Annotated in this window: 19 protein-coding genes; 8 read left to right on the top strand and 11 right to left on the bottom strand. The window is 64.8% G+C overall.

From position 1 onward, the window contains the following. The first annotated feature begins 34 nt into the window (after positions 1–34). Positions 35–1,417: a glycosyltransferase WbsX family protein gene (locus QQK95_RS22635; RefSeq protein WP_284276633.1), complete on the top strand. Its 1,383-nt coding sequence runs from the start codon at positions 35–37 to the stop codon at positions 1,415–1,417. On the opposite strand, the gene QQK95_RS22630 is transcribed toward QQK95_RS22635, so the two are convergent. The 8 genes from QQK95_RS22630 to QQK95_RS22595 all read right to left on the bottom strand — a co-directional run bounded on the left by QQK95_RS22630 (position 1,414) and on the right by QQK95_RS22595 (position 10,348). Beyond that, on the bottom strand, positions 1,414–3,216 hold the full coding sequence (locus QQK95_RS22630; RefSeq protein WP_284276632.1) for an ABC transporter ATP-binding protein: 1,803 nt from the start codon (positions 3,214–3,216) through the stop codon (positions 1,414–1,416). The genes QQK95_RS22635 and QQK95_RS22630 overlap by 4 nt on opposite strands. Next, complete coding sequence (locus QQK95_RS22625; protein WP_284276631.1) at positions 3,213–4,157, bottom strand: acetamidase/formamidase family protein; 945 nt, start codon at positions 4,155–4,157, stop codon at positions 3,213–3,215. Before QQK95_RS22625 ends, QQK95_RS22630 begins: the two co-directional genes overlap by 4 nt. Continuing rightward, positions 4,147–5,790, bottom strand: a complete 1,644-nt coding sequence (locus QQK95_RS22620) for an ABC transporter substrate-binding protein (RefSeq protein WP_284276630.1) — start codon at positions 5,788–5,790, stop codon at positions 4,147–4,149. The genes QQK95_RS22625 and QQK95_RS22620 overlap by 11 nt, the downstream gene beginning before the upstream one ends. A gap of 34 nt (positions 5,791–5,824) precedes the next feature. Continuing rightward, complete coding sequence (locus QQK95_RS22615; RefSeq protein WP_284276629.1) at positions 5,825–6,745, bottom strand: ABC transporter permease; 921 nt, start codon at positions 6,743–6,745, stop codon at positions 5,825–5,827. Continuing rightward, entirely contained in the window at positions 6,742–7,650 is a 909-nt protein-coding gene (locus QQK95_RS22610; RefSeq protein ID WP_409371706.1) for an ABC transporter permease, read from the bottom strand. Before QQK95_RS22610 ends, QQK95_RS22615 begins: the two co-directional genes overlap by 4 nt. Then, on the bottom strand, positions 7,628–8,236 hold the full coding sequence (locus QQK95_RS22605) for an ANTAR domain-containing response regulator (protein WP_284276628.1): 609 nt from the start codon (positions 8,234–8,236) through the stop codon (positions 7,628–7,630). Before QQK95_RS22605 ends, QQK95_RS22610 begins: the two co-directional genes overlap by 23 nt. After that, positions 8,233–9,327 carry a transporter substrate-binding protein gene (locus QQK95_RS22600; RefSeq protein ID WP_284276627.1) on the bottom strand — a complete coding sequence of 365 codons (1,095 nt, stop codon included), beginning with the start codon at positions 9,325–9,327 and terminating at the stop codon, positions 8,233–8,235. The genes QQK95_RS22605 and QQK95_RS22600 overlap by 4 nt, the downstream gene beginning before the upstream one ends. A gap of 151 nt (positions 9,328–9,478) precedes the next feature. Then, a complete protein-coding gene (locus QQK95_RS22595; protein WP_284276626.1) occupies positions 9,479–10,348 on the bottom strand; it encodes a helix-turn-helix domain-containing protein in 870 nt (289 codons plus the stop codon). Positions 10,349–10,441: 93 nt separating this feature from the next. Between QQK95_RS22595 and QQK95_RS22590 the strand changes: the two genes are divergently transcribed. Both QQK95_RS22590 and QQK95_RS22585 read left to right on the top strand, forming a co-directional pair. Further along, positions 10,442–11,986, top strand: coding sequence for a 4-hydroxyphenylacetate 3-hydroxylase N-terminal domain-containing protein (locus QQK95_RS22590; RefSeq protein WP_284276625.1), 1,545 nt, complete (start codon positions 10,442–10,444; stop codon positions 11,984–11,986). Positions 11,987–11,992: 6 nt separating this feature from the next. Continuing rightward, positions 11,993–12,502: a flavin reductase gene (locus QQK95_RS22585; RefSeq protein WP_284276624.1), complete on the top strand. Its 510-nt coding sequence runs from the start codon at positions 11,993–11,995 to the stop codon at positions 12,500–12,502. A 31-nt stretch (positions 12,503–12,533) separates the two neighbouring features. On the opposite strand, the gene hpaR is transcribed toward QQK95_RS22585, so the two are convergent. After that, positions 12,534–13,010 carry a homoprotocatechuate degradation operon regulator HpaR gene (hpaR, locus tag QQK95_RS22580; protein WP_409371705.1) on the bottom strand — a complete coding sequence of 159 codons (477 nt, stop codon included), beginning with the start codon at positions 13,008–13,010 and terminating at the stop codon, positions 12,534–12,536. Positions 13,011–13,143: 133 nt separating this feature from the next. On the opposite strand from hpaR, the gene QQK95_RS22575 reads away from it, so the two are divergent. Genes QQK95_RS22575 through hpaH form a run of 5 tightly spaced genes read left to right on the top strand, consistent with a single transcriptional unit; the run spans position 13,144 to position 17,728 of the window. After that, positions 13,144–13,530: a 5-carboxymethyl-2-hydroxymuconate Delta-isomerase gene (locus QQK95_RS22575; protein ID WP_284276623.1), complete on the top strand. Its 387-nt coding sequence runs from the start codon at positions 13,144–13,146 to the stop codon at positions 13,528–13,530. A gap of 12 nt (positions 13,531–13,542) precedes the next feature. Continuing rightward, positions 13,543–15,060 (top strand): 5-carboxymethyl-2-hydroxymuconate semialdehyde dehydrogenase, encoded by a 1,518-nt coding sequence (gene hpaE, locus QQK95_RS22570; RefSeq protein WP_284276622.1) that lies wholly within the window; start codon positions 13,543–13,545, stop codon positions 15,058–15,060. Positions 15,061–15,075: 15 nt separating this feature from the next. Beyond that, positions 15,076–16,056 (top strand): 3,4-dihydroxyphenylacetate 2,3-dioxygenase, encoded by a 981-nt coding sequence (hpaD, locus tag QQK95_RS22565; RefSeq protein ID WP_284276621.1) that lies wholly within the window; start codon positions 15,076–15,078, stop codon positions 16,054–16,056. Between the two features lie 8 nt (positions 16,057–16,064). After that, positions 16,065–16,931, top strand: coding sequence for a fumarylacetoacetate hydrolase family protein (locus QQK95_RS22560; RefSeq protein WP_284276620.1), 867 nt, complete (start codon positions 16,065–16,067; stop codon positions 16,929–16,931). Further along, positions 16,928–17,728, top strand: a complete 801-nt coding sequence (hpaH, locus tag QQK95_RS22555) for a 2-oxo-hept-4-ene-1,7-dioate hydratase (protein WP_284276619.1) — start codon at positions 16,928–16,930, stop codon at positions 17,726–17,728. The genes QQK95_RS22560 and hpaH overlap by 4 nt, the downstream gene beginning before the upstream one ends. Here hpaH and QQK95_RS22550 read toward each other — a convergent pair. Next, the gene (locus QQK95_RS22550; protein ID WP_284276618.1) at positions 17,709–18,737 is read right to left on the bottom strand and encodes a phosphotransferase enzyme family protein; all 1,029 of its coding nucleotides are present in this window, start codon (positions 18,735–18,737) and stop codon (positions 17,709–17,711) included. The two genes, hpaH and QQK95_RS22550, sit on opposite strands and share 20 nt — an antisense overlap. Next, complete coding sequence (locus tag QQK95_RS22545) at positions 18,734–20,056, bottom strand: aminotransferase class III-fold pyridoxal phosphate-dependent enzyme (protein ID WP_284276617.1); 1,323 nt, start codon at positions 20,054–20,056, stop codon at positions 18,734–18,736. The genes QQK95_RS22550 and QQK95_RS22545 overlap by 4 nt, the downstream gene beginning before the upstream one ends. Positions 20,057–20,058: the final 2 nt, after the last annotated feature.

The raw sequence follows: 20,058 nt of genomic DNA, 5'->3' as shown, positions 1-20,058 counted from the left end.
CCGGCAACGAATTCGAGCCAGCGGCCTGTTCGATGTGTCGTGGTATCTAAGGCAGAATCCGGATGTAGCCCGCAGCGGGAAAGATCCGATCCTGCATTACATCAGGCACGGTGTCGCGGAGTCCCGGAACCCAAGTCCGAACTTCGACAACGAATACTATCTCGCGAAAAATCCCGACGTGGCTGTCGCGTCGATGAATCCGTTGGATCACTACATTCGTTTCGGCAAAATCGAGGGGCGCAGCCCCCGACGTGCTCCAGGCACAAATGCCGGCCCCATCCAAAGGCCCAGCACCTATGTGCCGCGATCCGGCGAGAGGCGACCCGCCGCTTTAAAGGCGCGCCTCATTGCCTTCTACCTGCCGCAGTTCCACCCGGTTCCCGAAAACGATGCCTTTTGGGGAAAGGGTTTCACGGAATGGACGAATGTGACACGCGCGGTGCCGCTGTTCGACGGCCACTATCAGCCCAGGCTGCCGTCGGACCTCGGCTTCTATGACCTGAGGGTGAAGGACATCCAGAAGGAGCAGATCGAGATCGCCATGCAGTATGGCATTTCGGGGTTCTGTTTTCACTTCTACTGGTTCAACGGCAAGCGCGTCCTCGAGATGCCGATCACGCAATTTGTCGAAAACGATGCGCACGAACTGGGCTTCTGCATCAATTGGGCGAATGAACCCTGGAGCCGCCGTTGGGATGGGCGCGAACAGGAAGTGTTGATTGCGCAATCGCATTCACCCGAAGACGACCTGGCCTTCATCGAACATGTATCCCGCTATTTTCGCGATCGGCGATACATCCGCATTGGCGGCAAGCCACTCCTCATGATTTACCGGCCCGGATTGTTTCCGTCAGCCGCTGAAACGGCGCAACGCTGGAGAGCCTATTGCCGGGAAGCCGGCATCGGCGAGATTTTTCTTGCCTATCCGCAGTCGTTCGACATGGACGATCCCGCTGCATTCGGATTCGACGCCGCCGTCGAGTTTCCACCGAATCTTGGTAGTTTTCCCGAGATCAGCGCCAGCATCCCAACGCTCAAGAGCGGCTTCAGGGGAAGGATCTACGACTGGACAGAGCTCCTCAATCGCAGCCGCGCCTATCCACAGGTTCCCTACACGCTGTTTCGCGGACTTTGCCCTTCCTGGGACAACACGGCGCGGAGAATGGAGGCCGGCTACATTCTGATGAACGCATCGCCGTCCCGCTACGCGGAATGGCTCGCCAACGCGGTCGTCGATACATGCGATCGTTTCGCCGATTTCGACAGCCGCCTCATCTTCGTCAATGCCTGGAACGAGTGGGCGGAGGGGGCCTATCTCGAACCTGACGCCCGCTTTGGCTACGCCTATCTGCAGGAGACGCGGGACGTGCTGTCGGCTCCGTCAGCGGCCGGCAATTTACCCAGCGGTGCGTCCTAGCCACCCGCAGCGACGAGGTGGCCGTTGCCGATATCCTGCAACGCCAGTTTCAGCGGCGCCTCGCCGATCCTGCGGGTGGCGCTCGGGATTTCCTGGTCTAGGCGGGCGAAGCGGCTTCTGCGCCGCGCCGGGTCGGGCACCGGCACGGCTTCGATCAGCCGCCTGGTGTAGGGATGGCATGGGTTGGAAAAGACCTGGTCGCGCGTGCCCATTTCGACGATCTGGCCGAGATACATGACGGCGACGCGGTCGGAGATATTCTCGACCACCGCCATGTCATGCGAGATGAAGAGATAAGCGACGCCGAATTCGCGCTGCAATTCCTTCAACAAATCGAGCACGCGCGCCTGCACCGAGACGTCGAGCGCCGACACGCTTTCGTCGGCGATGATCAGCTTCGGCCGCAAGGCGAGCGCGCGGGCTATGCAGACACGCTGGCGCTGGCCGCCGGAGAATTCGTGCGGATAAAGCTCCATCTGATCGGCCGACAGGCCGACGCGTTCGAACAGCGCCGCGACACGCTGGCTGCGCTCTTGCCTGGAGGCGATGCCATGGATGACCAGCGGCTCGGCAACGAGATCACCGACGCGCATGCGCGGGTCGAGCGAGGCGAAGGGGTCCTGGAAAATCATCTGCACGTCGCGGCGCACCGCCTTGCGTTCGTCGCGGCCGAGGCCCGACAGATTGCGCCCGCCAACGACGATGTCACCGCTGTAAGGCACCAGCCCGGCCAGCGCCTTGGCGGTGGTCGACTTGCCGCAGCCGGATTCACCGACCAGCGCCAGCGTCTCGTTGGGCGCGATCGAGAAGCTGACGCCCTCGACCGCATGAACGCGGCGGGTGACCCTGCCGAAGACGCCTCCGCGCAGGTCGAAGCGGACATGCAGGTCCTTGACCATGGCGACATTGGCCGGCGTCGCCGTCTCGACATCCCTGGATTTCTGCCGGCCGACGCCGCTACCGATGCGCGGCACGGCGGCCAGCAGTTCGCGTGTGTAGTCGGCTTGCGGCCGGGCAAAGATATCGGCCGTCGTGCCTTCCTCGACCATGCGGCCATGCCGCATGATGATGACGCGATCGGCCATTTCTGCGACCACGCCCATGTCATGGGTGATGAGGATGACGCTGGTGCCGTGCTGGCGCTGCAGGTCGCGCAGCAGTTCCAGCACCTCGCCCTGCACGGTGACGTCGAGCGCCGTCGTCGGCTCGTCGGCGATCAGCACGTCTGGCTTGAGCGCCAGGGCCATGGCGATCATCACCCGCTGGCGCATGCCGCCGGAGAGTTCGTGCGGGAACTGCCTTAGCCGGCTTTCGGCTTCCGGGATGCGCACTGCCTTCAATGCCTCGATGCCACGCTGGCGCGCCTCGGCTCGCGACAGGCTGGTATGCGCCTCGATCGATTCGGTGAGCTGCCGGCCGATCGACAGCACCGGGTTGAGCGAGGTCATCGGCTCCTGGAAGATCATGGCGATGCGGTCGCCGCGAATGCGGCGCATCCGGCGCTCGTCGAGATCAGCCAGGTCCGTATCGCCGAGATGGATCTTTCCAGATGAAATGCGGGCGGCTGGCTGCGGCAGCAATTGCATGATCGCCAGCGCGGTCATCGACTTTCCGGAGCCGGATTCGCCGGCAATGCAAAGCGTCTCGCCGCGCGCCAGCGTCAGCGACAGGTTGGACACGACCTCGCGCTCGCCATCCTCGCCGCGCACGCTGACGGAGAGGTTGGCGATGTCGAGCACCGGTCCTGCCATCGCCGGGGCGGTCGCCCCGGGCCGGTTTTTGCCAACGCCTGCGTTCATTCAAACACGCAGCGCGGGAAGTAGAAGGACACCACCCAGTTCGGCATGTCGACGATCTCGCTGATCCTGAGATCGCCGCAGACCGAGGCCAGCATGTAGGCCTCGACCGGGTCGATTTGATAGCGCCCGGCAAGCAGGTCCACCATCTGGGCAACCGCTTCCCTGGCACCGGCCATCAGATCGGGGCCGATGCCCGTCGTCACCTCATAGCCCTTCGCGTCGAGGTGACGCGTCACCGGACCGGGCGTGGTGAAGCGTGGCGTCTTCAGCCTGGCGTCCTTGACCAGATCGAGCTTGAGCATGACATCCATCGGGCTTTCGATCGCCGTGCCGCAGACCTCGCCGTCGCCTTGCGCGGCGTGCGTGTCGCCGACCGAGAACAGCGCACCGGCCACTTCCACCGGCAAATACAGCGTGGTGCCGGCGGCGAGATCGCGGATGTCGAGATTGCCGCCGACGCGCCGCGGCGGCACCACCGAGTGGAGGCCCATCTCGGCCGGCGCATTGCCAATGGTGCCGGCGAACGGCTTCAGCGGCACGCGCGCGTTTTTGCCGAACAGCGCCGGCTCGAGCGAGGCGGCATCGTATTTCCAGATGTTCAGCGCCGGCTCCTTGAAGTCGTCGGCGAGCAGGCCAAACCCCGGAATGTTCCCCGTCCAGCCGAAGCCGGACGGTTTGAACAGCTCGATCGTCACCTTCAATGCGTCACCGGGCTCGGCGCCTTCGACGAAGATCGGCCCGGTCACCGGGTTGATCCCGGCGAAATCGAGCTTCGCGATATCGGCGACCGTGCTGTCGGCCTTCAGCTGGCCGCCGGAGGAATCCAGGCACTGGAACTCGATGGTCGAGCCGGGCGCCACCCGCTCGGCCGGAGCAAAGGAATTGTCCCAGCCGAAATGGTGATGGCGCCCGTGGATGGTGTAGTCGCAGTTATTGCACATCTTTTACGTACACATTGTCATAGTTGATCGGAACGTGGACCGGGTCGACATAGAGGTTGTCGGCGCCGCCCATGCGCGCGGATTTCATGGTGAAGCGCTGTTCGTTGAAGACCGGCGCCCAGGGCGCGTCCGCCATGATCTTGGCGTAGATGTCGCTCCACATTTTGTAGCGCTCATCGGACTTCGCCGGATCAACGATCGAGTCGGCTTCGGCGGCCTTGGCATCGAGATCCTTGTTACAATACCACGACCAGTTCCAGCCGCCCGGCACCGCGCCAGCGCAGCCAAGGATCGGACCGTAGAAGTTCGAGGGGTCGGGGAAATCAGCGATCCAGCCCATGCCGCCGGACCAGATCATCGGTGCGCCGGCCTTGTCGCCGCCGGCGGCGATGACGTTGGCCTGTGCCAGGGCCTGGATGCTGGCCTTGATGCCGATCGCCGCCAGGTCCTGCTGGATCGCCTGGGCAATGCGCGGGTTGGGATCGGTGTTCATGGCGAACAATTGCGTGTCGAAGCCATCGGGGTGGCCTGCCTCGGCAAGCAGCGCCTTGGCCTTGGCAACGTCATAGGGATAGCCCTTGTATTGCTTGTCGTAGGCCGGCATCGACGGCGGCAGCGGCTGGTTGGCCGGCACGGCACGGCCATTGATGATCTGGATGATGCGCGCCTTGTTGATCGCCATGTTGACGGCCTGGCGCACCTTCACATTGTCGAAAGGCGCCATGGTGGTGTTCATGGTGATGTAGCCGGTGTGCAGTTGGCCACCTTCGACGACGCGCGCCTTCTGCTCGGGGTCGGACATCACCTCCTGGAATTTTGCCGGCGGAATGCCGTCGAGGGGCAGGTCGATCTCGCCCTTCTGCAGGCGCAGCAACGCCACGATCGGCTCCTGGCCGACCTCGAAGGTGATCTTGTCGAGATGCGGCAGGCCCTTGTGCCAATAGTCCGGATTGCGCTCGAAGACGATGCGCTGGCCGAGCGTCCACTCGGCGAGCTTGAAGGCGCCGGTGCCGACGGGGTGCTTGCCGAAATCGGCGCCATATTTCTCGACCTCTTCCTTCGGCACGACATGCGAGAAGTTGATGGCCATGACATGCAGGAAGGTGGCGTCGGGGCGGCTCAGTTCGAACTTGACGGTGTAGGGGTCGACGACGGTGACACCCGCGAGGCTGTCGGCCTTGCCGGCCGCGACATCGTCATAGCCCTTGATCGAACCGAAGAAGCCGGCACCCGGGCTCTGCGTCTTCGGGTTGGTGACGCGGTCGAGCGAATATTTCACATCGTCGGCCGTCATCTCGCGGCCATTGTGGAATTTGACGCCGTGGCGCAGCCTGAAGGTGAAGGTCTTGCCGTCGGGCGAAATCTCGTAGCTTTCGGCAAGGTCGGGCTTCAGCTTGGTCGTGCCCGGTTCATAATCCATCAACCCGTCGAACAGGCTCTTGATCATCGACCAGTTCTGCCAGTCATAGCCGATGGCAGGGTCGAGCGTGGTCACGTCGTCCTTGTAGGTGGCGATGATCTCTCCGCCCTGCTTGGCGTTGGGATCGACGGTGTCTTCAGCGCGAGCACTCGTCATGCCGAGCATCAGCGCCAGCGCCGATGCCGCCACTGTGGAGGCGAGGAATTTTTTCATTTGGTGTTCCCTTTCTCTGATTGTTTTCTTGGTTTCATCTGAGCTTGATGCGGGGGTCGATGAAGGGCGCGATGATGTCGGCCAAGAGATTGCCGAGCACGATGGCGAAGGCCGAGACCAGCGTGACGCCCATGATGATGGGGATGTCGACGCGCTGGATGGCCTGCCAGGCGAGCTGGCCGATGCCGGGCCAGCCGAACACGCTTTCGACGACGACGATGCCGCCCATGAAGATGCCGATGTCGATGCCGATCATGGCGATGACCGGCAGGATGGCGTTGGGCAGCGCATGGCGAAAGATGATGGCGCCGCGCGCCAGGCCTTTCGCACGCGCGGTGCGAACATAGTCCTGGCGCAGCACGTCGATCATCGACGAGCGCATCATGCGCGCGTACCAGCCGGCGCCGAGTATGCCCATGGTCAGCGACGGCAACACCAGATGGCGCCAGGTGCCGTAGCCGCCGATCGGAAACCAGCTGAGCCTGACGGCAAAGACGTAGAGCAGCAAAAGCCCGACCACGAATTGCGGCGCCGAGACACCGACGAAGGAGGCGACCATCAAGGTCTGGTCGGTCGCCGTGCCGCGCTTGACGGCGGCGATGAGGCCCATGCTCAGTCCAATCAGCAATTCGCACAGGATGGCGCCGACCATCAGGAGCAGGCTGGCCGGCAGCCGCGAGACGATCAGCTCGGTGACTTCGGAGCGCTGGATGTAGGAGCGACCGAGGTCACCGCTGATGAGCCTGGTCAGATAGTGCCAGTACTGGACGACAAAGGGCTGGTCGAGGCCGAGCTGCTGGCGAATGTTCTCGACCGTCTGCGGCGTGGCGCTACGCCCGGCGATCTGGCGCACCGGGTCGGCCGGCAAGAGATAGAGCAGCGCGAAGGTGATCAGCGAGACGCCAAGCAGGATCAGCAGCGTCTGGATGAGGCGGCGGCCGAGATAGGTGATCATGCCCGGCCCCTTTGCGCCGGATCGAGGATGTCGCGTAGCGCGTCGCCGATCAGGTTGAAGGCCAGCGCCAGCGCCAGGATGGCCGCACCCGGGAAGAACACCAGCCAAGGTGCCGCCTGGAAATAGGTCTGGTTCTCGAAGATGATGTTGCCCCAGGATGCTGTCGGCGGCTGCACGCCGATGCCGAGGAAGGACAGCGTCGCCTCGAGCAGCACCGTCGTCGAAATGCCGAGCGTGCCCCAGACGATGATGGTCGGCAGGAGATGCGGCAGGATGTGGCGGAACAGGATGCGCGGCGCGCCGGCGCCGATGGTGCGCTCTGCGTCGATGAACTCGCGCTCGGCGAGCGACGAGGTCTCGGTGTAGATGACGCGCGCGGTCTGCACCCAGTTGACCAGCGCGATGACCATGGCGACGATCCAGAGGCTCGGCTGGAACACCGCGGCCAGACAGATGGCGAGCAGCAGCGCCGGAAACGCCATCATCAGATCGGTGAAACGCATCAGCGCACTTCCGATCCAGCCGCGGAAATAGCCGGCGGTGACGCCGACCAAGGTGCCGATGAACAGCGCCACGCCATTGGCGACGATGCCGATGATCAGCGAAGTGCGGGCGCCGTAGAGGATGCGGGTCAGAAGGTCTCGGCCGAGCAGGTCGGTGCCGAGCCAGAATTTGGCATCCGGCGGCAGCGGCGAGCCCTCTATGGTCAGGCCGTCGAACATCTGCTCGTTGGGATCATAGCCGGTCAGCCACGGCGCCAGCACGGCGCCGGCGACGACGATGGCGACGATGACCAGGCCGAGCAGCGCCAGACGGCGTTTGACCAGCCGGCGCCAGACGCCGGCGCGCGGCTTGGCAGGCATGCGCACTGTGGCCTGGAGGTCAGGCGCGATGGGACTGGTCATCGCCGCTCTCCTCGTCTTCATCGGTCATCGCCACGATCCGGCGCGCGGCATCCTCGACGCTGATCTGCCAGCTCATCGCCAGCGAGCGTAGTTGCGCATAGGCGCGCTCGTCGTCTGAGCCTTTCGACAAGGCCGCCACCGCGCGCACGATGGTCTGCCGCTCGGCGACGCGCTGGCGCAGTGAGGCGATTTCGCCGGCTAAGTGCTTGCGCGCCTCGAAACTCTGCCTTGCGATCAATAGGGCGCTGTAGACGCCGGCGGTACCGACCGGCTTCAGTAGCTGCGCATCCGCCTTGTGCGACAATGCCCATTCGATGCGGCCGGGCGCCTCGGAGCCGATCAGCGCCACCAATGGCATCGGCGCTTCACCGGCTTTCCAGGGGAATTGCTCGTCGAAGCCGAGATCGGCATCGAAGAAGACGAAGTCGGCGGCTAGCGCCTCCGGCGGCAATTCCGGCCAGCAGTCGAGCGCGATCAGGCCGATCGCCGACAATTGCCTGGTGATGGCCTGCACGGTCGGATGCGGGCGATGCAGGATGAAGGCCCTGGCGCCGCCGAGATTGGGGATGCGCGGCGTTCTGGTCACGACACCACCCGCAGGCGCGGGCGCCCGAACGTCCTGGCGGGATCGTAGCGCGACAGATAGGGATCCGGCGCGACCTCATCCTCGCGGCTGACGACTTCGAAGAACCCATCAGCGATCCTGCCGATGATGACAGGCAGCGTCGCATGCTGGGTGTTGGCGTCGATGGCGATTGGTCCGAGCCGGGTGGAGAAGCGCCGTTCGGCGAAGGCCTTGGAGAATTCCGCCGGACCGGCTTCGGGATCACGCGAGAGCACGTCGGCCATGACCTGCACCGAGGCATAGGCGGAGGCTTCGAAGGACGAGGCGAAGGCCGCCGGCCGCGGCGCGAAATACGGACCGACGGACAGATGCCCTCTGCCCGTCTCGCCGATCGCCGGCAACTCGCCCTCGGTGAGGTTGCAGGAGATGACGGGGCAGGTTTGCGGACGGAAGGCGGGATCCACGTCGCCCAAATCGCGGTAGGCGGCGAGGAAGGCGTAGGACGAGGTACCGATCAGATTGTTGAGGATGAAGCTCGGCCGCGTTGCCCGGATCTCCCCGATCAGGCGCGACACGTCGGTCTCGCCGATGCGCAGATAACGTTCGCCCAGCACCTTGCCGCCAGCGTCGGCGATCAGGTCGCGCGCCACGCGGTTCATCTCCCAGCCCCAGATATAGTTCGAGCCGAGCAGGAAGCCGTTGGCGCCGAAGCGCGGCACGACATGGGCCATCAGCGGCACCAGATGCTGGTTGGGACAGGCGTGCATGTAGACGACATGCTCGTTGGCCTCGAACCCCTCATAGGGGCAGGCGTACCAGAGCATGCCGCCGGCCTTCTCCAGCACGGGGATCGTCTCCTTGCGGCTCCAGGAGGTGACGCAGCCGACGACATGGCGCGCGCTGCTGGTCTTGAAGATGTCTTCGCACAGCGTCGCGTAGCGATCGGCATTGCTTTGCGGATCGCGCTCGACCGGCACCAGCTCGATGCCCGAGCCGCGGTCGGCATTGATGTCGGCGATCGCCCGCATGGCGCCGATGCGGCACGCATCGGAGACCAGCTGATAGCTCCCCGAACGGGAATAAAGGATGCCGATCTCGATGCGCCGTTTCAAACAGGACCCCAGAAATGAAAAAGCCCCGCAGCCAGCGCCGCAAGGGCGAGGCATACGAGGCATTCTTGCCGCCCGGCGATCAGAGCCGGTATTTGGCCTTAGGGTATTCGGTCCGGCCGGTCAGTCAAGCGAGAAAGTGCGCGGGCTTGCCTCAGCCCTGCCGCAACTGCTTCCTTCGCCAGGCGGCAGGCGCTTCGCCGACGCGCTCGCGGAAGAACCTCGAGAAATAGGCGGGGTCGTCGAAGCCGATCTCGTAGGCGATGTCCTCGACGGTGCGAACGGTGAACAGGAGCAGCCGCTTGGCTTCCAGCAGCCGCCGCTCACTGACCACGCGCTTGACGCCGCTGCCCAGCACCACCCGCGCGGCCTTGTCGAGGAGATGCGGCGTGGTGGCGAGCGCCTCGACGTAGCGGTCGACCGGCCAGTTGTCGCGAAAATGCGCGTCCACAAGCCGGCGCAGGCCGATGGCCAGCGACGCATCGGAAGACGGTGCGGCGGCGACAGTCGCCGGCGCGAGACGTGCGATGTGGGAGAGCGCGACGGCAATCAGCGCCGGCAGGACCCTGTCATTGCCGGCCTGCGCCTCGGCGTATTCGGCGGCGATCATCTCCAGCACCGCCGCCAGCCTTTTCCACGCGGCGTGTCGCGGCAGGCCATCGGCGAAGACCGGCCTGTCCAGCGGCAATAGGCTGTGACCGGCAAGGGCAGCGAGCGCGTCGTCAGCGACGGAGACGACTATGGCATCGGTACCGGGGCCGATCGAGAAGCCATGCACGATGGTGCTCGGCACGAAGCTGACGGCGGGTGCCGAAAAGTCCCAGGAGCGGTCCTCGATGCGATAGGTGCCGGAGCCGCTGGTCCAGTAGGTGATCTGGCCCATCTGCGGATGCTTGTGCGCCGCGACCTGGCCGAGATGGATATTGCCGCGCGCAAGCACTGTCTCGACATGCAGGAAACCGACATCGAGCGGGCGCACCGGCTCGCCATAGACGAAGAAATCGGGAATGGAATTCTGGCTCATTGCGCCGGAAAAAGTCCAATCGGTTTTGTCGTTCCGTCCATAACCGATCCGCAGGCGTGGCGCTAGGATCGGCGTCATCAGTGGAGGAACGACATGCGGTCAGAAGATTTTCGTGCCGACAAAGCGCGCCCATTCACCGGGGCCGAATATCTGGAGAGCCTGCGCGACGGCCGCGAGGTCTATATCAACGGCGAACGCGTCGCCGACGTCACCACGCACCCGGCGATGCGCAATTCCGTGCGGTCGCTGGCGCGGCTCTACGATGCGCTGCACGATCCGAAGCGGCGCGAAGCGCTGACCTCCCCGACCGACACCGGTTCGGGCGGCTACACGCACAAATATTTCCGCGTCGCCAAATCCTCCGGCGAACTCGCCGCCCAGCAGACGGCGATCGCCGAGTGGTCGCGCATGTCCTATGGCTGGATGGGGCGCACGCCCGACTACAAGGCGGCGCTGATGAACACGCTCGGCGCCAATGCCGACTGGTACGGGCCGTTCAAGGACAATGCGCTTGCCTGGCACAAACGGGCGCAGGACGCCGTGCTGTTCATGAACCACGCCATCGTCAACCCGCCGATCGACCGTCACAAGCCGGCCGAGCAGGTCAAGGATGTCTTCGTCCACATCACCAAGGAGACGGATGCCGGCATCTATGTCTCCGGCGCCAAGGTGGTGGCGACATCCTCGGCGCTGACGCATTACAATTTCCTGGCGCAGGGCTCGGCGACGGTCACCGAGGACCCGTCGCTGTCGGTGATGTTCATCGTGCCGATGAACGCGCCGGGGATAAAGATGTTCTGCCGCGTCTCCTATGAGCAGACGGCCAATACGGTGGCGGCACCCTTCGACTATCCCTTGTCATCGCGTTTCGACGAGAACGACGCCATCTTGGTGCTCGACAATGTCTTCATCCCCTGGGAGGACGTGCTGGTGCTGCGGGATGCGCAGAAGATCCTGTCCTTCCATCCGGCGTCCGGTTTCATGCATGGCTATTGTTTCCAGGGCTGCACGCGCTTCGCCGTCAAGCTCGACTTCCTCGCCGGCCTGCTGGCCAAGGCGCTGCGCGCCACCGGCGGCGACGCTTTCCGCGGCAACCAGGCCGCACTTGGCGAGGTGATTGCGCTCAGGCACATGTTCTGGAGTTTTTCCAACGCCATGGCCTACAATCCGATCCCGTGGGCGAATGGCGCGGTGCTGCCCAATCTCGACGCCGCGCTCGCCTACCGCACCTTCATGTCGGAAGCCTATCCGCGCGTCATCGACACGGTGCGCCGGGTGATCGCCTCGGGGCTGATCTATTTGCCGTCGTCGGTGCGCGATTTCGATAATCCGGAGATCAACAAATACCTCGCGCAATATGTGCGCGGCTCCAACGACATGGGCCACATCGAGCGCATCAAGATCATGAAGCTACTGTGGGACGCGACCGGCACCGAGTTCGGCGGCCGCCACGCGCTCTATGAGCTGAACTATGCCGGCGCGCCGGAAGAAGTGCGGCTGCAGGTGCTGAAGGGCGCCGAACGCGGCGGGCGGCTGAAGGCCATGGAGGAACTGGTTGACACCTGCATGGCCGACTATGACGAGAATGGCTGGACTGGTGACACCTGGCTGCCGCCGCTGACTTCCACGGTCGGGTGATCGCCAATGGCCACGCAGATCTCGAAAACCGATTTCCGCGACGCCATGGCAAGGGTCTGCGCGCCGGTCAACATCGTCACGACCGATGGTCCGGCGGGGCGCGGCGGCTTCACCGCCACCGCCATGTGCAGCGTTTCCGACGAGCCGCCGACGCTGCTGGTGTGCATGAACGGCCGTTCGACGCAGGCCGCCATGTTCCTCGCCAACCAGCGCTTCTGCGTCAACGTGCTGACGCATGACCACATGCATCTGGCCGGAAAGTTCGCCGGCGCGACCAGGGACATGGAGGCGCGCTATTCGGCGGCGCGCTGGCAGACGCTGACCTCGGGCACGCCGGCGCTGTCGGACGCGATCGTCAATTTCGACTGCGAGATCGAGGACGTGCATGTCGTCGGCACGCATAATGTCATGATCGGCCGCGTCATCGACGTCCGGCACGGCAGCGGCGGTTCGGCCCTGCTCTATGTTGATCGCAACTACACGCAGCCTACGCGGCTTGGCAGTTTTGGCGGGTAGGTCGGGGCGAACGGCGCGGGACGGAGAGCGCTCAGCTCTCGCCGTCGATCAGCGTCTCCAGCAGGTCGAGCAGCTGCTCCAGCCGCTCGTGGCCGAAGCGGCGCTCGATGTCGTCGTAGATGACGCGGCGTTCGGGCGACAGGGCTTCGATCAGGGCGGAACCGGCCGGCGCGATGGTCAGCACGACGCGGCGGCCGTCGCCCTCCGCCTTGTTGCGGGTGATGAACCTTCGGCCCTCGAGCGCCTTGATGATGCGGGTCAGGCTGGGCGGCAGGACCGAGGCGCGATCGGCAAGCTCGGTCGCCTCAACCGGGCCGGCCTCGCTCAGCACGCGCAACACGCGCCATTGCTGTTCGGTCACGTCGTGCGCGGCGAGCATCGGGCGAAACCGCGCCATCACCACTTCGCGGGCATGAAGGAGCGCCATTGGCAAGGAGCGGCGGGTGTTCTCGGGCAGCAAGTGAATTCTCTCCAGCGCGCTTGCGATCGGCGGCGGGGCCTTTGCCAAGCGCTTGCCCCAAAGCCGGTCACCGTCATCCCGTATCGTCGCCTCAGGCCGGATGCAAGGCTTGACTTCGGCGGTACCACATGTAATTAACGCGTTAACTACAACAAAGCAATGTTCCAGGGAACGAGACGCGGTGCCTCACTTCTCCATCGAGTATTCAGCCAATCTCGATGCCAAGGTCGATATGGGCGAATTGTGCGCGCTGGTGCTGCGCACCGTGCTCGACACCGGGCTGTTCGAGACCGGTGCGGTGCGGGTGCGGGCCTTCCGCGCCGAGGCCTACGCCATTGCCGACAATCTGCCGGAAAACGCCTTTCTCGACATGTCGTTTCGGGTCGGGTCGGGCCGCAGCGCCGAGGACAAGAAACGCACCGGTGAGGCCGTCTTCGCGGCGGTGAGCGAATATCTGGCCCCGCTGTTCGAGACCCCGCATTTTGCCCTGTCCCTGGAGATCCGGGAAATCGATCCGGCGCTGAGCTGGAAGAAGAATGCAATCCACCCGCGGCTGCGCGGCAAGTGACGGAAAGCTGACATGTCCGACCTCGAAGGCAATCTGAAAAAGGCCGAGGCGTATCTCGCCCGTTTCAAGAAAGACGGCGTGCTGAACCAGATCGGCGGCGAAGCGGTGCCGGCCGCCGACGGCTCGACTTTCGAGACGCTGTCACCCGTCGACTTGAAGCCGCTGGCCGAGGTCGCGCGCGGCAGCAGCGCCGACATCGACCGCGCCGCCAAGGCGGCCAAGGCTGCCTTCCCCGCATGGGCCGCGATGCCCGGCGAGGCGCGCAAGAAGCTGCTGCACAAGATTGCCGACGCGATCGAAACGCGCGCCGAGGAGATCGCCTTCGTCGAATGCATGGACACCGGCCAGGCGCTGAAATTCATGGCCAAGGCGGCATTGCGCGGCGCGGAGAATTTCCGTTTCTTTGCCGACCGCGCGCCGGAAGCGCGTGACGGCGAGACGCTGCGGACGACGGGCCAGATCAACATGACGACGCGGGTGCCCATCGGCCCGGTCGGCATCATCACGCCCTGGAACACGCCGTTCATGCTGTCGACCTGGAAGATAGCGCCGGCGCTGGCGGCCGGCTGCACGGTGGTTCATAAGCCGGCTGAGTTCTCGCCGCTGACGGCGCGCCTGCTGGTCGAGATCGCCGAGGAGGCCGGCCTGCCGAAAGGCGTGTGGAACCTGGTCAACGGGCTCGGCGAACATGCCGGCAGGGCGCTGACCGAGCACCCCGACATCAAGGCGATCGGCTTTGTCGGCGAGAGCCGCACCGGCTCGATGATCATGAAGCAGGGCGCCGACACGCTGAAGCGCGTGCATTTCGAGCTTGGCGGCAAGAACCCGGTGATCGTCTTTGCCGATGCCGACCTAGAACGCGCGGCGGATGCGGCGGTGTTCATGATCTACTCGCTCAACGGCGAACGCTGCACCTCGTCGTCGCGCCTCCTGGTCGAGGCCTCGGTCTACGACCGGTTCACCGACCTTGTGGCGGAGAAGGCAAAGCGCGTCCACATCGGTCACCCGCTCGACCCCAAGACCGTGGTCGGGCCACTGATCCATCCGGTGCATGAGGAAAAGGTGCTGTCCTATATCGAGATCGGCAAATCGGAGGGCGCCGTGATCGCGGCCGGCGGCGGCAAGTTCGACGGCCCGGGCGGCGGCTGCTATGTCAGCCCGACGCTGTTTGTCGGCGCCACCAACAGGATGCGCATTGCCCAGGAAGAGATTTTCGGGCCGGTGCTGACGGCCATCGCGTTCAAGGACGAGGCGGAGGCGCTGGCGCTGGCCAACGACACGCAATACGGCCTGACCGGCTATCTCTGGACATCGGATGTCACGCGCGCGTTCCGCTTCACCGACGCGCTCGATGCCGGCATGGTCTGGGTCAATTCGGAGAATGTGCGGCATCTGCCGACGCCGTTCGGCGGCGTCAAGAATTCCGGCATCGGCCGCGACGGCGGCGACCATTCCTTCGACTTCTACATGGAAACGAAGAACATCGCCTTCGCCACGTCAGCGCACGCGATCCAGAAACTCGGCGGCTGACCGGAGGAGATCAGGATGCCCTTGCCCAAACCCAACCTCTATCCCGCCTTCAACATCGTGCGCCTCAGCCATGTCGAGCTGGCGGTGACCGACCTGGCCAGGTCGCGCGCCTTCTATGTCGATACGCTCGGCCTGCAGATCACCGACGAAACATCGGGCGCCATCTATCTGCGCGCCATGGAGGAGCGCGGCCATCACTGCATCGTGCTGCGCAAGGCGACGACGCCGGAAGCGCGCGACCTTGGCTTCAAGGTGTTTTCGGACGAGGATCTCGACAAGGCGGCGCACTTCTTCAAGGGCAAGGGCCTGCCGGTGGAATGGGTCGAGCGGCCCTACCAGTCGCGCACCTTCCGCACGCGCGATCCGCACGGCATTCCGCTGGAATTCTATGCCGAGATGGCAAGGCTCCCGCCGATCCACCAGAAATACGCGCTCTATCGCGGCGTGAAGCCGTTGCGCATCGACCACTTCAACTGCTTCTCGCCCAATGTCGACGAGTCCGTCGCCTTCTACAACGAGCTCGGTTTTCGCGTGACCGAATACACCGAGGACGCCTCGAGCGGGAAGCTGTGGGCGGCCTGGACGCATCGCAAGGGCGGCGTCCACGATATCGCCTTCACCAACGGCGTCGGGCCACGCCTGCACCACGTTGCCTTCTGGGTGCCGACGCCGCTCAACATCATCGACCTTCTCGACCTGATGGCGACGACGGGCTACCTCGCGAACATCGAGCGCGGCCCGGGCCGGCACGGCATTTCCAACGCCTTCTTCCTCTATGTCCGTGACCCAGACAACCACCGCATCGAGATCTATTGTTCGGACTACCAGACGGTCGATCCGGACCTCGAGCCGATCAAATGGGACCTCAAGGACCCACAGCGCCAGACGCTATGGGGCGCGCCGGCGCCGAAAAGCTGGTTCGAGGAAGGCAGCAGCTTTGCCGGTGCCACTGCGCGCCAGCCGGACCTGACGGCTTCGCCGATCGTGGCGCCGTGAGCAGTGCCATGAACCGGCTCGCCACCTTCACCGCCGGCGGCAAGGCGCGTTATGGCGCGGTCACTGGCAAGGGCGTCGTCGACCTCTCGGCCCGTCACAGCCAGTGGCCAACATTACGCGAGGTGATCGAGGCCGGCGCCTTGCGGCGGCTGGCGGAGGAGGCCGAGGCCTTTGCCGCCGAGTTCCCGCTCGACGCCGTCGCCTACGACATCCCGATCCCGTCGCCGGAAAAGATCATCTGCGTCGGCGTCAACTATCCGGACCGCAACGAGGAGTACAAGGACGGCCAAGCAGCCCCCTCGAACCCGTCGCTGTTCATCCGCTTTCCCCGCTCCTTCGTCGGCCATGGTGCGCCGCTGGTGCGGCCGCCGGAATCGCCGCAGCTCGATTATGAGGGCGAAATCGTCATCGTCATCGGCAAGGGCGGCCGGCGCATCGCGGAGACCGAAGCGCTCGGCCATATCGCCGCGCTCTCCTTGTGCAACGAGGGCACCATCCGCGACTGGGTGCGGCATGCCAAGTTCAACGTCACGCAAGGCAAGAATTTCGACCGTACAGGTTCGATCGGCCCGTGGCTGGTGCCGTTCACGGATGAGGCGCAGATCGCCGACATTGCGCTTTCCACCCGGGTCAATGGCGAGATGCGCCAGCAGGACCGCACCAGCCGCATGATCTTTCCGTTCCGCAAGATCATCAACTACATCTCCACCTTCACCACGCTGGTGCCAGGCGATATCATCGTCACCGGCACGCCGACCGGCGCCGGCGCGCGTTTCGACCCGCCGGTCTGGTTGAAGCCGGGCGATGTGATCGAGGTCGAGGCCGACGGCATCGGCGTGCTCAGCAACAGCGTCGTCGACGAGGCAGCTCCATGACCCCGGAGCAAGTGGAAGACGCCGCCAGCCGGCTGTTCGAGGCCGAGCGTTCGCGCCGCCAGATCCGGCTGCTCAGCCTCGATTACCCGCAAGCGACCATGGAGGACGCCTATCGCGTCCAGGCGGCGCTGGTGACGCGCAAGATCGATGCCGGGCTGAAACCGAAGGGCTGGAAGATCGGCCTGACCTCCAAGGCGATGCAATATGCGCTGGCCATCGACACGCCGGATTCCGGCGTGCTGTTCGACGACATGTTCTTCAACGACGGCGCGACTGTTCCGGCCGGCCGCTTCATCCAGCCGCGCGTCGAGGCCGAGATCGCCTTCGTCATGAAAGCGCCGCTTAAAGGGCCGGGGGTGACCCTCTTGGATGTGCTCAATGCCACCGACTACATCACGCCGGCGCTGGAAATCCTCGACACGCGCATCGAGCGCATCAATGCGGAGACGAAGAAGGCGCGCACCTTCTTCGACACGATTTCCGACAATGCCGCCAATGCCGGCATCGTCATCGGCGGGCGGCCGCAGCGGCCCGATGAGGTCGACATGCGCTGGATCGGCGCCATCGTCTCGCGCAATGCCGAGGTCGAGGAGACCGGGCTCGGCGCCGGCGTGCTCAACCATCCGGCGATGGGCATCGCCTGGCTGGCCGACCGGCTCGCGCGCTACGGCATGTCGATCGCTGCCGGCGAAGTGGTGCTGTCGGGCTCGTTCGTGCGTCCGGTCGAAGCGCGGCCCGGCGACACGATCGTCGCCGATTTCGGCAGTTCGGGAACGGTCAGCATTCATTTCGCCTGAGATAGGCGATCACCACATCGGCCGCGATGTTGGACATGCGCAGGCCGACCTCCCTGGTGATATCGCCCTCGACGCGGCTCTGCACCCAACCCAGAAACGCGAATGACCGCAGCGCGGCGAACAGCGGTAGCGCGGCGACATCCTGCTCGGTCAGGTCCCGCTCCTGCCGGTAGCCCCCGATCAGCGATGCCTCGATCAGCGGGTAGAGTGGCTCCTGCCGGTTCTGATACAGAGCAACGGCAAGGTCGTACATGTGCCAGCCATCGCCGCAATCGTCGAAGTCGATGATGCGCACCGCGCCGTTATGGAGAAGCACGTTCTCCCGCACCAGGTCGGCATGGATGATGCCGAAATTGCGAGGGCTGCGCTCATGCTGCGAAAGCGCCTTCACGGCCTTGTCCCGTGCCCGCAAAACAAGGTCGCGGCGCGGACCGTCGAGAAAGGGCGAGGTCTCGAAACGGCCCCAAGTCGGGCTCGGGCCGAAGAAGCCGTCGAAATCCCAGGCATGGCGGGCAAAGCCGGCGGGCGGCGTCCAGCCGGCGCTGATAGTATGCATCTGCGCGATGGTTCGGCCGATTGCGGTGAAGACCTGCCTCGCCTGTTCCGGCGTGTAGGCCAGGGGCACGCCTCGCGCGCCGACAGCGCGGCCTTCGAGCCAGCTCAGGCAATCGGCTTGGCGGGGCGGCCCTGAAGCATCCGTGCCGACAAGCACGAACAGATCGCCGGCCGGTGTCGGCACCGGAGACGGCGTGGCGATGCCGGCCGATTGCAGGAAGCCCATCCATTGCAGTTCCGAGCGCAGCGCGGCATCCGTGCGATAGCCAAGCCGATGGATGCGCATGGCCGCCGGTCGGCCATCAGCCAGACGGACGCGGAAGACCGCGTTCTCGCGGTATTTCAGCAGTTCCGGTTCGCCGTCGCGGACGCCCCAATAAGCGAGAGCATGCCGGGCAAGTGCCGTGACATCCGCTGCCGTCTCAGGCTCGGCTCGCTCGAAAACCGCGTTCACGCCATCACTCCGCCGACCCCACCAAGCACTTCGTCGAGCGTGCCGATCAAAAGCTCGGCATGGGCGCGGGAGAACGGCATGGGCGGGCGGATCTTCAGCACATTGCCGTGGATGCCGGTCTTGCCCATCAGCACGCCGCGATCCCGCATGGCGTTGATGGCGCGCCCGGCTATGTCGGGCGCGGGCTCGCGGGTCTCGCGGTCATGGACCAGTTCGGCGCCGAAGAACAGGCCGGCGCCCCTGACCTCGCCGATGCAGTCATGCCGGTCGGCCAGCGGCCGCAGCAGGCTAAGTGCGTAGATGCCTACGTCGCGCGCGTTGGCGACAAGGTTTTCGTCTTCCAGGACATCGAGGACGGCATTGGCGACCGCGCAGGAAACCGGATTGCCGCCAAAGGTGTTGAAGTAGCGGAAAGCGTTGCGAAACGTCGCCAGGATCTCTGAAGTGGTGACGACAGCGGCGACCGGGTGGCCATTGCCCATCGGCTTGCCCATGGTGACGATGTCGGGAACGAAGCCGGCACGCTGATGGCCCCAGAAATGGCTGCCGGTGCGGCCGAAGCCGGGCTGCACCTCGTCGGCGATGACCAGCCCGCCGGCCTCACGCACCGCCGCCACGGCGTCATCGAAGAAGCCGCTGGGCAGCGTCGGAAAGCCTTCATTGGCAAGCAGCGGGCAGAGGATCATGCCGGACAGGCCGATGCCGTCCTTTGCCAGCGAAGCGATCGCTTCGCGCACGGCGTCGCCGAACGCCTTGCCGTCGGCCATCGCGTCGGGATGGCGAAAACTGTCGGGCGCGGGCACCAGCCGGACATAGGGCGCACGGCCGCCGACCGGCGGCATGCGCGTTGAGAGCTGCGAAACCGCCGTGGTGTTGCCGTGATAGGTGGCGTCGGTGGCGATGATGCCCATCTGGCCTGATGTCGCCTGCGCCATGCGCAGCGCGATGTCGTTGGCCTCGCTGCCGGTGCAGGTGAGGATGGCGGTCGACAGGCTGGCATCGAAGGTCGCGGTCAGCCGCTCGACATAGTCGAGGATGGCGGTGTGCAGATAGCGCGTATGGGTGTTGAGCAGGCTTGCCTGCCGGCACAGCGCCTCGACGACATGCGGGTGGCAGTGGCCGACATGGGCGACATTGTTGTAGGCGTCGAGATATTGGCGGCCGTCGGCGTCATGGAGCCAAACGCCTTCGCCGCGCACCAGATGCACCGGCTCGTCATAGAACAATTGCGATTTCGCACCGAGCAGGCGGCCACGCCGGCCAATCAGCGTCTCCTCGGCCTGCGTTCCGTGCGCCGAAATCTTCCGCGGGTGTGCCATTT

It is taken from the genome of Mesorhizobium huakuii (genome assembly GCF_030160235.1).
GTDB classification, from domain to species: domain Bacteria; phylum Pseudomonadota; class Alphaproteobacteria; order Rhizobiales; family Rhizobiaceae; genus Mesorhizobium; species Mesorhizobium huakuii.
This window is presented reverse-complemented; position numbering and strand designations above follow the sequence as displayed.

Coding starts and splice junctions, on each gene's coding strand:
- QQK95_RS22595 (WP_284276626.1), bottom strand. CDS start 10,348: ATGAGCCAGAATTCCATTCCCGATTTCTTCGTCTATGGCGAGCCGGTG.
- QQK95_RS22620 (WP_284276630.1), bottom strand. CDS start 5,790: ATGAAAAAATTCCTCGCCTCCACAGTGGCGGCATCGGCGCTGGCGCTG.
- QQK95_RS22615 (WP_284276629.1), bottom strand. CDS start 6,745: ATGATCACCTATCTCGGCCGCCGCCTCATCCAGACGCTGCTGATCCTG.
- QQK95_RS22610 (WP_409371706.1), bottom strand. CDS start 7,650: ATGACCAGTCCCATCGCGCCTGACCTCCAGGCCACAGTGCGCATGCCT.
- hpaD (WP_284276621.1), top strand. CDS start 15,076: ATGCCCTTGCCCAAACCCAACCTCTATCCCGCCTTCAACATCGTGCGC.
- QQK95_RS22545 (WP_284276617.1), bottom strand. CDS start 20,056: ATGGCACACCCGCGGAAGATTTCGGCGCACGGAACGCAGGCCGAGGAG.
- hpaE (WP_284276622.1), top strand. CDS start 13,543: ATGTCCGACCTCGAAGGCAATCTGAAAAAGGCCGAGGCGTATCTCGCC.
- QQK95_RS22630 (WP_284276632.1), bottom strand. CDS start 3,216: ATGAACGCAGGCGTTGGCAAAAACCGGCCCGGGGCGACCGCCCCGGCG.
- QQK95_RS22585 (WP_284276624.1), top strand. CDS start 11,993: ATGGCCACGCAGATCTCGAAAACCGATTTCCGCGACGCCATGGCAAGG.
- QQK95_RS22625 (WP_284276631.1), bottom strand. CDS start 4,157: ATGTGCAATAACTGCGACTACACCATCCACGGGCGCCATCACCATTTC.
- QQK95_RS22560 (WP_284276620.1), top strand. CDS start 16,065: ATGAACCGGCTCGCCACCTTCACCGCCGGCGGCAAGGCGCGTTATGGC.
- QQK95_RS22590 (WP_284276625.1), top strand. CDS start 10,442: ATGCGGTCAGAAGATTTTCGTGCCGACAAAGCGCGCCCATTCACCGGG.
- hpaH (WP_284276619.1), top strand. CDS start 16,928: ATGACCCCGGAGCAAGTGGAAGACGCCGCCAGCCGGCTGTTCGAGGCC.